The sequence below is a fragment of the Atopomonas hussainii genome, assembly GCF_900109735.1.
GTDB classification, from domain to species: domain Bacteria; phylum Pseudomonadota; class Gammaproteobacteria; order Pseudomonadales; family Pseudomonadaceae; genus Atopomonas; species Atopomonas hussainii.
In genome coordinates, this window is record NZ_FOAS01000020.1 from 1 (window position 1) to 13,318 (window position 13,318).

Here is a 13,318-nt window from a genome sequence, read left to right on the forward strand (position 1 = left end):
ACCGACAAAGCCGCGAATAGCCTGACTGTCGTAAACCGCATCTTCTGTGCCTTCGTCCGAAAGACCAAAGCACTGCTGCACAACGTACAAGCGAAGCATGCGTGGCAAACCAATGCTGGGACGCCCACGCTTGCCCGTGTTGTCTGCATAGAAGGGGGCAATCTGAGCTTCAAGCAAGGTCCAAGGCGTGAGCTGCTCAAGATCGCTGAGAAATCGATCGCGGCGTGTCAGCTTTTTCTTGCCGGCATATTCGGCTTCGGAAAAGGTTTTTTGCATGCGGCTGACTCAGGCGATGGGCTTCCCGCGATTGTGCCAGCCAAGAGAGCTGCTGAGGAATAAATCAGCGTTTCCTTAGCATCGACCACGGTGCGCAAGATGGCTTTGACGATATGGAAGCCTTCGACCTCTTCCAGAGTCGTGACAATTTTGTCCTCCTCTTGGTCAGCGCTCTCTTCGTTGGTGGCAGGCTCGTGGGCAATCTGAGTCTGAACTACCGCGCCACTCATGGCTGACTTGAGGCGGTCGTTTATCTGGTCATTTAAGAACTGAGCCAGTGCTTTGCGGGTAAGCTCGTAAAACTGCTCACGCACTTTCTGAGTCAGCATGCCGTCATAGACTCGGCTGGCGAATAGCTTCACAAAGTCGTCGTCTGGCTTGGAGAACTGCCCAGCAATGGCTTTCTTGAGCTGTCCAACGTATTTCAATTCACCCGCTGCATTGATGATTGAGTCCACGTCAAAAGCATCCTTGGTCAGCTTTTGCAGCTCGGGGATTACATGCTCGTCAATGTCCAGCAAGTCCAGCTCCAAGAAGGGTTTTTCGTCCATCTTGTTAGGAGCATCGAGGTCTGTGAAGAACTTGAAAATGCGACCGTTGGTGAGAATGGAAATACGGGCATTGGTGACGTGGAAATAGCGGAAAAGCTGGCTTGCGTGGTTGAGGCTTAGTGGCTCGCCAATTTTTTTGCACTCAATCAGAATCTGCACTTCGCCACCTTTGAGAATGGCGTAGTCAATTTTTTCCCCTTTCTTGGTGCCAACGTCGCACACATATTCTGGGGTCACTTCTGTGGGGTCGAATACGTCGTAGCCCAAAACAGAATGGATGAAGGGCATAACGAAAGCGTTTTTTGTAGCTTCTTCGGTTTGAATGGGCGCGCTTTGCTGGCGAACCTTTGAGGCGAGAGCGTTCAGCTTGTCAATGAATTCCATGTCCTGCTCCTTTTTAGGGACTGCCTGCATCCTAGTAGCACTTGAGCTTGTCTTGCAATCCGTGAAGTGCTGAGCAGTTTTTGGGCGAAAAATCTGAATGGCCTTTAATAAATAAGGCTTCGGCCCAGTTCCCCCCGTAGGCGGGGTGGTCTCTTTGAGAATTGCTGCCCAGCCTCTTAGCAGCAAGCTAAGCGTAAACCTCCAACCCCTTACCATCCTGCCGCGCAAGCGGGCTGGGTTGCTGCGTTCACTCTGTTCCTTTTGGGTATACCTAAGCGACTACGGCTAAAGGGGCGGTCTTTGTTGTTGTTTGTTGGCGATTGACAACTCAAACGACAACAGTAATAGTGACAACACTTAAACGACCACAAGGACTCCTCCCTATGTTTATCCGTGCTTACCTGCGCGCCAGTACCAGCGAGCAAGACTCTAACCGCGCTCGCAGCTCTCTTGCCAAGTTCGCTGAAGAGAAAGGGAAGAAGGTCGCCGCTTACTATGTGGAGAACGAAAGCGGGGCATCACTACAGCGGCCTGAGCTGTTCCGCCTGCTGGACGAAGCGCACGCTGGAGACGTTCTCTTAGTGGAACAGGTAGACCGCCTATCACGCCTCACTGAAAGCGACTGGCAGAGCTTACGCGCTGCGATTAAGGCTAAGCAGGTCAAGGTAGTGGCTCTGGACTTACCGACCTCTCACCAGTTCCTTAGCGATGCTGAGACGGCTACAGACGCCTTTACCTCCCGCATGCTGGCGGCAGTGAATGACATGATGCTGGACATGCTCGCCGCTGTGGCTCGCAAAGACTACGAAGACAGGCGCCGACGCCAGAATGAGGGCATTGCCAAGGCCAAGGAGAAGGGAGCCTATAAGGGCCGAGGCATCGACAAGGAGAAGCACGCGCGCATTCTCAAGATGTTGGGCGATGGCTACGGCATCCGAGAGACAGCCCAGACTTTACAGGTCAGCACCAGTACGGTCTTGAGGGCGCGAGACAGAGCTAAGTAGCAGGCTTAAACCACCAGTACTAGGGAGGGGTGAGGGTTGTTGGCACTATATATTGTGTTGCCTTTCCCTTTGGGGTCGATGGAACACTACCTAGCCGCACTCAAAGCCTCTTCATGTACGTCCGAGTGGCCTTCATGCAGCTCTACAGCGAACACGACGTCCTCAAAGACTTCCGCGAACAGGTACTCCTCCAGTTAGACCCGGCGCAGCTCGACGACCTCCCGCCACTCCCCAGTAAAGGCAACTTGGAACTGCACTCTGTCCTTCAGAGCAAGTACTGCTTTGCCTAAAAGAACCGCAACCGTTGATAAATACATAACCGTTAGGAACACTGAACAATGAACGCACTGACCTCCCTGAACACCGCCAACACCCTGACCATGAGCAGCCTAGAGATTGCCGAGCTGTTGGGCTGCCGCCACGACAACGTGAAGGTGACCATCGAGCGCCTTGTGGCGAAGGGTGTGATTGTCCGTCCTGCAATGCAGGATGAACCCACCAAAGACGCTATGGGCCGTACCCGCATGATGAGCGTCTACCGCATCGGCAAGCGTGACAGCTACGTCATCGTCGCTCAGCTATCCCCTGAGTTCACCGCCAAGCTGGTTGACCGCTGGCAGGAACTGGAAGCCCAAGTCACCCAGCCAGTCTTCCAAATCCCTCAGACCTACGCTGAAGCCCTGCGCTTAGCGGCCACTACGATGGAAGAGAAGGAAACCTTGCGCCTCCAGAACGAAGCCATGAAACCAGCGGCCACTATCGGCACCGCCGTAGGCTCCCGTAAGCGCACCACTATCATGGACTTCGCTCGCAAGCTGCCCTACGTCAACACCATGCAAGTGCAGGCCACGCTGGCCGCTAAGGGCCACCTTCACAAGCGCCAAGGCATCTGGGCGGTCTATGCCAAGTCCAAGAAGTTCTTCGTTGAGGGATTCGATGGGCGCGGCTTCTCGGTTATCACCCTGACCGACAAGGGTATGGAGTTGGTGGCCTGAGTATCACCATGAGCAGCCGAGAGCTTGCTGAGCTGCTGGGTTGTCGCCAAGGAGTACCGCACTTACCCACTCCTCCAGCTCAAGGACGACGAGGTGGGGGTCTTAAAAATTCAGACCTTTAGCGGGGAGGAAAAGAGGGTAGGCAAACTACTGGGCTTTCGTGGTCACGGCGCGCTGACCATCTCCGAGTCCGGCCTTCACAAGCTCATCATGCGTTCGGGCAAACCTCGCCTTTCTGTCGTCCGTCTCTAAGCCCCTGCTGTTTTACCACCAGTACTAGCTGAACCAGCCATCGTCATAGCGACGGCTCAGCAATCCCTTAACACCCACTAAGCGCCCCCTGCCAAATACCTAGGCGGGGTCTCTGCGCTTGCCTATCACAAGGACATTAATCCATGAAAAAAGAACGAGCGCTAACTCGCCTCAATCTACACATTCGCCCGCGCCACCTAGACGAACTAACCAACCTTGCCGACTTGTTGTCACGCTGGCAGGGGCGCGAGGTTCGCCTAGGGGAGGCGCTTGAGCTTGCGCTTGAGGGCAGCTTCACACGCTTTGATGAGTTTGAATTGCTGGAGTTTGCCAAGCCGGACGCTGAGCAGCCGCATTGGAAAGCCCTCGGGCCAATCTTTCGGACGCGCTGAGGTCAAGCAATGAAGGGACGATACCAATCCATTCCCCTGACAAACATCATCACCAGCGCACGCCTACAGAATCGCAACACGAAAGCGCCCATAGTGAGGCACAGGGCACCGCTCACGCCGTCGAGCTTTGAACATCTGGACGACTTAAAGCAGGCCATAAGCCAAGGTGTAAGGCTGCCGCCTGTTCAGGTCGTTAAAGCTGAGGCCGACAAGGGCGGGCGCTTCTACTTGGTCGATGGCTTCCACCGCTTCTGGGCACATGAGCAACTCAAGAAAAAGGTCATTGCTGCCGAGGTCTTGGACGGTTGCGGTATAGCGCATGCCCTGATTGCAGCGGGAAGAGCGAACCTGAGCCACGGCCTAAGGCTCGACAAGCACCAGCGCGCTGAGAACGCTTGGCGATGTCTGAACCTCCCCGAGTCTGACCACTTCAGACGGTTGAATAAAACCGAGGCTGCGGGAGCGCTAGGCGTAAGCAGCGAGACGATTAAGAAAATGCGCAAGAACATCCGAAAGAGAGGTGTTGAGGCGGGTCTAATAAACTCAGACTTGAGCGGCAGCGCTGGCGAAGAGGCTTTACAAGCATACTGGGATGAACACCCAGCGCCGGACACTTGGCGAGACGCAAGGCGAGGCACTACGCCTACGCGCAAGGGCGATGACTGGAAGGTGCAAAGAGCGGGGCGAGAGATTGCCCAGCTATTAGTCAGCCTTGCCGAGGCATACGGCCCCGAGGTGATGAAGAGCGCTCACAACGCTGTCGGCTTCCACCTGCGCGACCTCAAGCCCGCCGAGGGAGTCACCAAGCTGACCAAGGCTTTCTCAGTAACCCCCAAGCCACTGCTTAGTGATGATGAGGCTGCAATCTCTACAGAGGCCATGGCGGGGTTCTTGGAGTGGCAACAAGCGCAAGGCTTTGACCACGACCCTAAATCACTATTTAACGACGTTGAACTGGAGGACAGCTCCTCGGACTTTTGAGGGGTTGTCAGGTGGGTCTCATCAGGGGGGTCTCATACCCACCCTGAGGCGACCTTTTCACCCAGTAAAGGACATTCATCCAATGACCAAATACACGATTTACACCGACGGCGCATGCCTGAACAACGGCACCAGCAAAGCCAAGGCAGGCTTCGGAGCTGTCTTAACCAACCCGCAAGGGAAGCGCTTAGAGATTGCTGGGCCAGTTCCTGCTGACCAACAACAGACCAACTCAAGGGCTGAGCTTATGGCGATTGTCGAAGCGTTAAAGCGTTGCACTAAGGTGGCGCCTATCACCGTCTTCACCGACAGCAAATACATAGCCGACGCTTGTAATGAGTGGTTAGACGGCTGGAAGCAAAGAGGCTGGAAGAAGGCAGACGGTAAGCCACCCAGCCATAGCGACCTATGGGAAGAAGTTGACCAGCAGTTACAGACTAAAGGCGTCACTGTCGTCTGGGTTAGAGGTCACAGCGGCATTATCGGCAATGAACAGGCTGACGCTTTGGCAGGGCTTGGCGCGCAAGGTAAAACGGTGAATAGACTGCGCACTAAGGCTTAACGAAAAAGCCCCTGAGAGCGTATCTCGGGGGCTTCTTGGGGGCTTGCTTAGTGCAGGTAGTCGGTTAGGCCTAAGTCGCTCAGGGCGGCCTCGGGCGAAGGGTTGCTACACCGCCACCAATACGAGAAAGCGTCAGTGAGGACAACTTCGTCCATAGTCTCAAGGCGCTCGGCTAAGGTCTTGCTAACTAACCACCAAGAGCTGCCAACGGCGTCCCGCTCTTCGACTAGCGTACCGAGATACAGCGCCAACGAGTCGGTCTGCTCAGCGAATACATGAGGGCTAGGTCTGAAGGTGGGGGTGGTTGCTGCTACTACTACGGACATTGTTCCTTTCTCCTTGTCACGTTCTTTAAGGCCTGCACAGCGCGTGCTGTGAGTGCTGAAAAGCCTACCTAGGAGAAACTAAAAATTGCAGTCTGCCGTTTTCGTTTTGTAGCATATAGACGCACGTTTACAGGAGATATGCACCGCTTCCGTAACTTTTCAAGCGTTGCTGTCTTTCTCTCTGCTGTGGGCTTAGCGTCTAAGCGGCAGGAGCTGCTAAAGCGTGAATCGTTGTTTACCTCTGTCAGTCAGGCCTCTTTCAATAAGCCAGCTTCAACTGCTAGGCGCGGGAATTTCGTCAGCTCTCGGGCCATGCGCGTTAGTGGATTTTCCCCGTAAGAGTCCCCGACTGTTGGGGATGAGTGGCCCACCATCCAGTCACCCACCTCTCGGGGGATGCCTACCTCTCGACATAAGGTCTTGAAGGTGTGACGGAAGCCATGCGAAGGGCTAACACTGCTTATCAGGCCTAGCTCTTTGGTCAGGTACTTTTGCCAGAGCTTCCCAAACGCCGCCCCGTAACCGTTGCGAGCGTTGTAGGGTAGGGCAGGGAACAGCCTCCCGTCTTTGGGCAGGCTCTGCGCGTACTCAACGAACCCAAGGGCCAGAAGGTCGCCGTGCAGCGGCATGCGTCTATTGCTGTCGGCTGTCTTGGTTGTTTTACCGTCGCTGTCGCTTATGTCCAGATACCAGCAGGCAGCTTCAGCGTCGTGCTTTACGTCTTTGGTCAGAAGTTGGGCCAGCTCTTCACGCCTTGCGCCTGTATACGCCATAAGCAGCGGGAGCCAATAAGGCGCTTTGCCATAGTCGGCGCGAGCGGGCGACCACTTGCCATGGAACAAGGCGCTGCCAAGAATCGCCGTGAGTTCTTTGCGGGTGTAGGTCTTGTCGCTGCGGCTCCTAGTCTCGACTTTGCGGGCTGACTTGGAGAGGCGAGACAGAACGCCTGAAGCTGAGACGGGTTCCTCGGCTATATGGCCTTGCTGGCGGGCGTGAGATAGCACAGCGGCAAGGCTCTTTAAGCGCTTCTTAACGCTGTGGATGCTCGGAAGGGGTAAGCCCTGAGCCTTTGCTTGTTCGATGGCTGCGGCAGCGGCGAGGCCTCTTGGAATGCCCTTCACAGGAATCTGGCTCAATGCTTCGTAGAAGCTGAAGACCTTGGCGCGGCTTATCTCTGTTACGGGGAGGTCGCCGTACAGCTCAACAAAGCGGCGCACAGTGGTGGCGTAGTCGTTGCTGGTGTTGTCGCTGGTGCGCTGGCTGGTTGCAGTGGCTTTGGTGAATGACGACCAAGCATCAAAGGCTTCAGATAGCTTGGGTGCTTTGGGGGTGGTCGCTTCCAGAGCAAGGGGCTGGCCCGCTGCTGAGGTGTCGGGGGCTGACCTCCAATCGTCGTGGGCGCGTAGCTCGGCGTATTCGCAGAGCGACACCCAGCTTCGTGCAAATTCAGCTACTAAGGGTGCGTACGTGGGTGAGTGCTGCGCAGGCATCGGTAGTTTTTGGCGCTGTAGTTCCTCTCTCAGCAAAGGGAGGACGGTGTCTTCAGGCGCTGCCGGTGCCACTGAAGAGAAGGCGACGGCGCCACCTTCACTATCACGCGCCAAGAAGGCTTCGATGCTTGAGTGGTCTTGTTGCCAAGTCTCCAGCACATGCTTTTTCCAGCGGTCGGCCAGCTTGGGGGCGTCTGAGGGAATGAGTAGAACAACGCCTTGGAGCTGGGCTTCGGCGGCAGCGAAGGCAGCCTCACACTTGGCGCTTTCAGCAGCAAAGCGGATGCGCGCTTCTGAGAAGTCTTTGGTGTGTAGAGAGACCTTCCACTCACGCTTACCAATGAGGCTGCGTAGGCGCTCAGGAACAGCTTTGCGGTAAAGGTAAGTCCCTGTTTTAGGGCATCTGGTAGGGCTTGGCATGCAGGCCATTTTGTACGACACCTTTGTACGAATTCAAGGGTGCAGCACTGGCCTAGAAATGAAAAAGGCCCGCAAGTTATTGATTTTGCAGGCCTTTCTTAAAATGGCGGAGAGATAGGGATTTGAACCCTAGGTACGGTTGCCCGTACAACGGATTTCGAATCCGTCCCGTTCGACCACTCCGGCATCTCTCCGTGGGCGCGCATCATAGCAGCTTAGGCGTGCGGTGGCACGCGCTAGGCTGATGATTTTGCGGCTTTTTTACAGCGGCACGCCGATGCGGCGGGCGACTTCTTCGTAAGACTCGATCACGTCGCCAAGGCCTTGGCGGAAGCGGTCTTTGTCCATTTTCTTGCGGGTTTCTTTGTCCCACAGGCGGCAGCCATCCGGGGAGAACTCGTCGCCGAGGACGATCTGGCCGTGGAACACGCCGAATTCCAGTTTGAAGTCGACCAGCAGCAGGCCAGCCGCGTCGAACAGGGCGCTGAGCACTTGGTTCACTTTCAGCGACAGGGCTTTCATCTCGACCAGTTGCTCGGGCTTGGCCCAGCCGAAGGCTTCGACGTGCGATTCGTTGATGAAGGGGTCGCCCAAGGCGTCGTTCTTCAAAAACAGCTCGAAGGTGGAGGGCTTCAGCTCAATGCCTTCTTCCAAGCCCAAGCGGCGTACCAAGGAGCCGGCGGCGAAGTTACGCACCACGCACTCGACAGGGATCATGTCGAGTTTTTTCACCAAGCATTCGTTGTCGGAGAGCAGGGCGTCGAACTGAGTCGGTACGCCGGCTTCTTCGAGCTTTTGCATGATGAATGCGTTGAATTTGTTGTTGACCATGCCCTTGCGGTCGAGCTGTTCGACTTTCTTGCCGTCAAAGGCCGAGGTGTCGTTACGGAACAGCAATACCAAGCGGTCGGCATCATCGGTGGTGTACACGGACTTGGCTTTGCCGCGGTACAGCTCGTTACGTTTTTCCATGGGAGTTCTCCACAGGGCGGTGAATGGGCAAGGGCCAGACATTGCAGTCTAGCCCTTGCTGAGTCGCTAAAACCTGCGCGCGTTAGGCGCGCAGTGTTTGGTTTAGTACAGGTATTCCTGAATGCGTTGCAGCACTTCGCGGGATACCTCGGCCGGTGCGGCGGTTTCGATGCTCTTTTCCAGGTTGATCTGGATGCGCTCGCCGTATTGGCTTAGGCGCAGCTGATAGCGCTCGCCAGGGGTGTTTTCGTCATATTTTTCATCGGACGAGAACGCGCCGCTGAACCAGCCTTTTTTCTCTTCGGCTTTTTTGCGCGAGCCTTCGGCGATGTTGATGTAGTAGATGCCTTGGGTGCGGTTTAAGTCGTCGACGCGAATGTCGGCTTCTTCCAAGGCGCGGCCAACGCTGGACCAAGCGCGATTGAAGTCGGTGTCGAGATTCAGCAGCGGCATGCCGTTGCCGTCTTCGCTGTAGCTAACGCGACCGGGGCTGTCGAACTGTTGGCCTTGCGGACGTTCGCCGCCAGCGAGCAGGGATACCGAGCCGCCGCGTTCTTCGTTACGGGCCAGCGCCAGCATCAGCTCGTCCAGCAGGGCGCCTTCAAGGCTCGGGCTGGAAGGGGCAGCAGAGATGTGCAGTTCGCTGGTGTTGCGCTGCACGCCAGGCTCGATGCGCACGGCTAAATGCTGGGTCGGTGAGAGGTTCTGCACGCGGCTATTGAGGCGGCTTTGCAGACCGGCGCTGAGTTGGCTCAGCTGGCTCCAGCTGGCGTCTAGCTCGCCGGTTTGCGGGCGCTCGCGGGTCAGATTGAAGCCGTTGTCTTCAAAGTACTGACGGGTCGCTGGCCACATTTCGCTGGGCAGGCGCTGGGCAATTACCCAACGGCGCTCGCCTTGCTTTTGCAGGCTGAATTCGCTGGTGTTTTCTTTCAGGCGCAGCGCAGTGGGGCGCGGCACTTCGTATTCGCCCGGGGTGGTGCTCGGCAGCGGCACATGGCTGGGGATGGCCAACAGCGGGTCGAGCGGGCGGGTTTCTACGCCAGCCGGCACTTGCATGACCGGGGCGACGCGGTCTTTTAGGTAGTCGTCGCTGCGATCGCGGAAGTAGCCTTTCTCACCGTACAGCCAGCCACATCCTGAGGCGCCGGCTATGGCGACGGTAAGAACAGACAACTTAACAAGGTGCTTCATGAATTCCCCCAAATCCTTAATTAGGCGATAACGCCGGTCTGACGCATGGCTTGGCGCACGGCTTCGTGGCAGCGCGGGCTGAGCCAAGTCATGGGCAGACGAATCCCTTCCTGAATCAGACCCATTTCGTGCAATGCGAACTTGGCCGGAATCGGGTTGGCTTCGATGAACAGGTTTTTGTGCAACGGCATCATTTGGTCGTTCAGCGCGCGGGCTTTGTCGGCGTCGCCGGCCAGTGCGGCGGCGCACATTTCGCTCATTAAGCGCGGCGCGACGTTGGCGGTGACCGAGATATTGCCTTTGCCGCCCATCAGCATCAGCTCGACGGCGGTTGGGTCGTCACCGGAGTACACGGCGAAGTCTTTCGGCAGGCGCTCAAGCAGCTCTTTGCCGCGCTCCAGATTACCGGTGGCGTCTTTAATGCCGATGATGTTGCTGATCTTGGCTAGACGCTCGGTGGTTTCCGGCAGCATGTCGCAGGCGGTGCGGCCCGGTACGTTGTAGAGAATCTGCGGAATGGCCACCGCTTCAGCGATGGCGCGGTGGTGCAGGTACAGGCCTTCTTGGGTCGGCTTGTTGTAGTAAGGCGTGACCAGCAGCGCGGCATCGGCGCCGACTTCTTTGGCCGCTTGCGTCCACTCGATGGCTTCGCGCGTGCAGTTAGCGCCGGTGCCGGCGATGACCGGGATGCGCCCGTTCACCTGATCGACCACGCGGCGGATGACTTCTAAGTGTTCGGTGTCGAAGTCCAGCGTGGCGGATTCGCCGGTGGTGCCGACCGCGACAATGGCGTTGGTGCCCTCTTGCAGGTGGAAGTCCACCAGTTTGTGCAGGGCGTCCATATCCAGACGACCTTGAGCATCCATGGGGGTGACGAGCGCCACCATACTGCCGCAAATCATGCGCACCACTCCTGCGGGGTGTATAAACGAAAGGCGTAATGGTACTGGTCATTAAAGGCTGCCGACAAGCCGCCAAGGGGCGCTGAGTGCTCTGTGGGCGTGGTTTCTTGTCTGCTACCGTGCTTGTACTAATCCGTAATGTGGCATGCGCCGAGTCGCTGTCGAGTGTGGTAGAGCTCGGCTAGGCTTTTGGGTAACCTTGCCGGCCTTTTTTATTTCTTTAGCGATTCGCCCCACCATGAGCCAAGAAGCACCGCGTGAGCAGCAACTGTTAATTTCTGTGTTAGGCGACGACCCGCGCAGCATGGCCAGCGAGCTGTGTCGTTTGTCGTTGGAGGCACGCTGCTCGGTGAGTTCGTCACGCTTAAGCCGTCACGCACAAGCCGGCGCTATGGTGCTACAAGTGTCAGGCAGCTGGGATGCCTTAGTGCGTCTAGAGAACAACCTCGCCCCGCTGGGCAAGCGTATGGGCTGGCAGGTGTCGGTTTTACGCACCCCGGTCAACGCCCCGCGCAGTGATGGCCTGCCTTACGTGGTGTATGCCAATGCGGCGTATCGCCCCGATGTGCTGAATGAGCTGTGCCACTTTTTTGCTCTGCACAACATCGAGCTAGAAGCGATGACCTGCGACACCTATCAGGCGCCGCACAGCTCGAGCCTGCTGATGACCGCCACGCTGACGGTGAACTTGCCGCAAGGCATCCAGATCAGCTGGTTACGTGAGCAATTCCTAGATTTTGCCGACTCGCTGAACCTAGACGCGATCATCGAGCCGTGGCGCCCAACCCATGGCTAAGCCGCTGTTGATGATTTATTAAGTGCTGACGGAGGACGACCTATGCGCGTACAACTCGATCAAGCCCTGCCGGCTTTTACTGCCCAAGCCACCAGTGGCGTTACGCTGGATAACGCCGCGCTGGCGGGCAAGCAAGTAGTGGTGTACTTCTACCCCAAAGACAACACCCCGGGTTGCACCACCGAAGGCCAAGGCTTTCGCGACCAGATCGACGCCTTTGCGGCGGCTAATACGGTGATTTTTGGCGTATCGAAAGACAGCCTGCGCACCCACGAAAACTTTAAGGCCAAGCACAGTTTTCCCTTCGAGCTGATCAGCGATCCGGACGAAACCTTCTGCCGTCTGTTCGATGTCATCCAGCTGAAAAAGCTCTACGGCCGCGAATACGAAGGTATCGAACGCAGCACCTTCTTAATCGATGCTCAAGGCGTGCTGCGCCGTGAGTGGCGCAAGGTCAAAGTCAAAGGCCATGTGGATGAGGTGCTGGCCGCCGCGCAGGCTTTAGCGAAACACTGATTTAATGTCTGCACGATTCAATCACTGCGTTGTGCGGTGCTCGCAAGCTCGTCTACCAAGCGGTATGCCTCGCTTGCTGCGCGCCGTACGCCTTGTGCTTGAACCGTTCGACGATTAAATCAGCGCTTCGTTAACCAAGAGCGAGTAATCACGTTGCACACTGCGCCCGCCCGCTGGGACATCTTTTGTGCCGTGGTGGATAACTACGGCGACATTGGCGTGACCTGGCGCTTGGCGCGGCAGTTGGTGGCCGAGCATGGCCAGCAGGTGCGCTTGTGGGTGGATGAGCCCGCCGCCTTGGCGCACCTGTGGCCAGCCGCTAACCCGCATCTCGAGCAGCAAGTCTTAGCGGGTGTCGATGTATGGCGCTGGGATGCCCAAGCCGAACAGGCCGAACCGCCGGATGTGGTGATCGAGGCTTTTGCCTGCGAGCTGCCCGCCGCGTATGTGGCGCGCATGGCGGCACAACCCCGCCCACCCTTGTGGCTGAACTTGGAATACCTGTCTGCCGAGGATTGGGTGGAAGGCTGTCACGGTTTGCCATCGCCACAGGCAGGGTTAAAAAAACACTTCTTCTTCCCCGGTTTTACTGCCAAGACCGGCGGTTTGCTGCGCGAGCAAGGGCTCATGGCCGCGCAGGCAGGGTTTGATCGGCGGGCGTTTTTACAAACTTTAAATGTGCCGCTGGCGCAGTTAGAGCAAGCGCTGCTGGTGTCACTGTTTGCCTACGCCGATGCGCCGTTGGCGTCTTTGTTAGCCGCCTGGCAGGTCGATAGCGCGCCGGTTATCGCTTTGTTACCAGCGGGGCGCTTAGTGCCGCTGGCCGCGCAAGCCTTGGGCGTTGAGCAGCTAGCGGTGGGCGATGTGCTGACGCGCGGCGCCTTAACCTTAGTGGTGCTGCCGTTTTTGCCGCAGGACGATTACGACCAGCTGCTGTGGAGTTGCGACCTGAACTTTGTGCGCGGTGAGGATTCTTTTGTGCGCGCGCAGTGGGCCGCGGCACCGCTGCTGTGGCATATCTATCGGCAAGCTGACGATGCGCATCTAGACAAGCTGAACGCGTTTCTTGATCGCTACGTGAGCGGGCTTGCTGCTGAGCAGGCGGCTTTGGTGCGTCAGGTGCAGCTGGCGTGGAACCAACAGACCGACATGCGGCAGAGGTGGCCTGAGCTGCGTAACTCCTTGCCGGTACTGCAAAAACATCACGCAGCGTGGCGCGCCGGCCTCATGGCGCAAGAGGATGCCGCATTAAAATTGATGCATTTTTACGCGACTTGGTTATAGTGCGCGGCTTTCCAATCTATTTAT

14 protein-coding genes, 1 tRNA gene and 1 pseudogene are annotated in these 13,318 nt (G+C 57.0%); 8 read left to right on the forward strand and 8 right to left on the reverse strand.

Annotation, left to right across the window (positions count from 1 at the left end; translation table 11 throughout):
• Both BMX80_RS16215 and BMX80_RS16220 read right to left on the reverse strand, forming a co-directional pair.
• A partial coding sequence (locus BMX80_RS16215; RefSeq protein WP_139214188.1) for a transposase occupies positions 1–276 on the reverse strand: 276 nt, incomplete at its 3' end.
• 214 nt (positions 277–490) lie between these two features.
• Positions 491–1,211, reverse strand: a pseudogene (locus tag BMX80_RS16220) (type I restriction endonuclease); the annotation flags it as partial.
• Positions 1,212–1,594: 383 nt separating this feature from the next.
• On the opposite strand from BMX80_RS16220, the gene BMX80_RS16225 reads away from it, so the two are divergent.
• The 5 genes from BMX80_RS16225 to BMX80_RS16255 all read left to right on the forward strand — a co-directional run bounded on the left by BMX80_RS16225 (position 1,595) and on the right by BMX80_RS16255 (position 5,397).
• On the forward strand, positions 1,595–2,215 hold the full coding sequence (locus BMX80_RS16225; protein ID WP_074870462.1) for a recombinase family protein: 621 nt from the start codon (positions 1,595–1,597) through the stop codon (positions 2,213–2,215).
• Between the two features lie 338 nt (positions 2,216–2,553).
• Positions 2,554–3,210: a Rha family transcriptional regulator gene (locus tag BMX80_RS16235; protein WP_074870463.1), complete on the forward strand. Its 657-nt coding sequence runs from the start codon at positions 2,554–2,556 to the stop codon at positions 3,208–3,210.
• A gap of 395 nt (positions 3,211–3,605) precedes the next feature.
• The gene (locus tag BMX80_RS16245; RefSeq protein WP_074870466.1) at positions 3,606–3,854 is read left to right on the forward strand and encodes a hypothetical protein; all 249 of its coding nucleotides are present in this window, start codon (positions 3,606–3,608) and stop codon (positions 3,852–3,854) included.
• A gap of 9 nt (positions 3,855–3,863) precedes the next feature.
• Entirely contained in the window at positions 3,864–4,835 is a 972-nt protein-coding gene (locus BMX80_RS16250) for a ParB/RepB/Spo0J family partition protein (protein ID WP_074870467.1), read from the forward strand.
• A gap of 82 nt (positions 4,836–4,917) precedes the next feature.
• Positions 4,918–5,397 (forward strand): ribonuclease H family protein, encoded by a 480-nt coding sequence (locus BMX80_RS16255; protein ID WP_074870469.1) that lies wholly within the window; start codon positions 4,918–4,920, stop codon positions 5,395–5,397.
• A gap of 47 nt (positions 5,398–5,444) precedes the next feature.
• On the opposite strand, the gene BMX80_RS16260 is transcribed toward BMX80_RS16255, so the two are convergent.
• The 6 genes from BMX80_RS16260 to dapA all read right to left on the reverse strand — a co-directional run bounded on the left by BMX80_RS16260 (position 5,445) and on the right by dapA (position 10,698).
• Positions 5,445–5,723 (reverse strand): hypothetical protein, encoded by a 279-nt coding sequence (locus BMX80_RS16260; RefSeq protein ID WP_074870471.1) that lies wholly within the window; start codon positions 5,721–5,723, stop codon positions 5,445–5,447.
• 248 nt (positions 5,724–5,971) lie between these two features.
• Positions 5,972–7,642 carry a site-specific integrase gene (locus BMX80_RS16265; RefSeq protein ID WP_074870473.1) on the reverse strand — a complete coding sequence of 557 codons (1,671 nt, stop codon included), beginning with the start codon at positions 7,640–7,642 and terminating at the stop codon, positions 5,972–5,974.
• A gap of 95 nt (positions 7,643–7,737) precedes the next feature.
• Positions 7,738–7,827 (reverse strand) — tRNA-Ser (locus BMX80_RS16270).
• A gap of 67 nt (positions 7,828–7,894) precedes the next feature.
• Positions 7,895–8,605, reverse strand: a complete 711-nt coding sequence (gene purC / locus BMX80_RS16275) for a phosphoribosylaminoimidazolesuccinocarboxamide synthase (protein WP_074870475.1) — start codon at positions 8,603–8,605, stop codon at positions 7,895–7,897.
• Between the two features lie 102 nt (positions 8,606–8,707).
• Positions 8,708–9,796 carry an outer membrane protein assembly factor BamC gene (bamC, locus tag BMX80_RS16280; protein ID WP_074870476.1) on the reverse strand — a complete coding sequence of 363 codons (1,089 nt, stop codon included), beginning with the start codon at positions 9,794–9,796 and terminating at the stop codon, positions 8,708–8,710.
• Positions 9,797–9,816: 20 nt separating this feature from the next.
• Positions 9,817–10,698: a 4-hydroxy-tetrahydrodipicolinate synthase gene (gene dapA, locus BMX80_RS16285; protein ID WP_074870478.1), complete on the reverse strand. Its 882-nt coding sequence runs from the start codon at positions 10,696–10,698 to the stop codon at positions 9,817–9,819.
• Between the two features lie 238 nt (positions 10,699–10,936).
• Between dapA and BMX80_RS16290 the strand changes: the two genes are divergently transcribed.
• The 3 genes from BMX80_RS16290 to earP all read left to right on the forward strand — a co-directional run bounded on the left by BMX80_RS16290 (position 10,937) and on the right by earP (position 13,294).
• Complete coding sequence (locus BMX80_RS16290) at positions 10,937–11,494, forward strand: glycine cleavage system transcriptional repressor (protein WP_071872865.1); 558 nt, start codon at positions 10,937–10,939, stop codon at positions 11,492–11,494.
• 42 nt (positions 11,495–11,536) lie between these two features.
• A complete protein-coding gene (locus BMX80_RS16295; protein WP_074870480.1) occupies positions 11,537–12,010 on the forward strand; it encodes a peroxiredoxin in 474 nt (157 codons plus the stop codon).
• A gap of 153 nt (positions 12,011–12,163) precedes the next feature.
• The gene (gene earP, locus BMX80_RS16300) at positions 12,164–13,294 is read left to right on the forward strand and encodes an elongation factor P maturation arginine rhamnosyltransferase EarP (RefSeq protein ID WP_083394360.1); all 1,131 of its coding nucleotides are present in this window, start codon (positions 12,164–12,166) and stop codon (positions 13,292–13,294) included.
• Positions 13,295–13,318 lie beyond the last annotated feature (24 nt).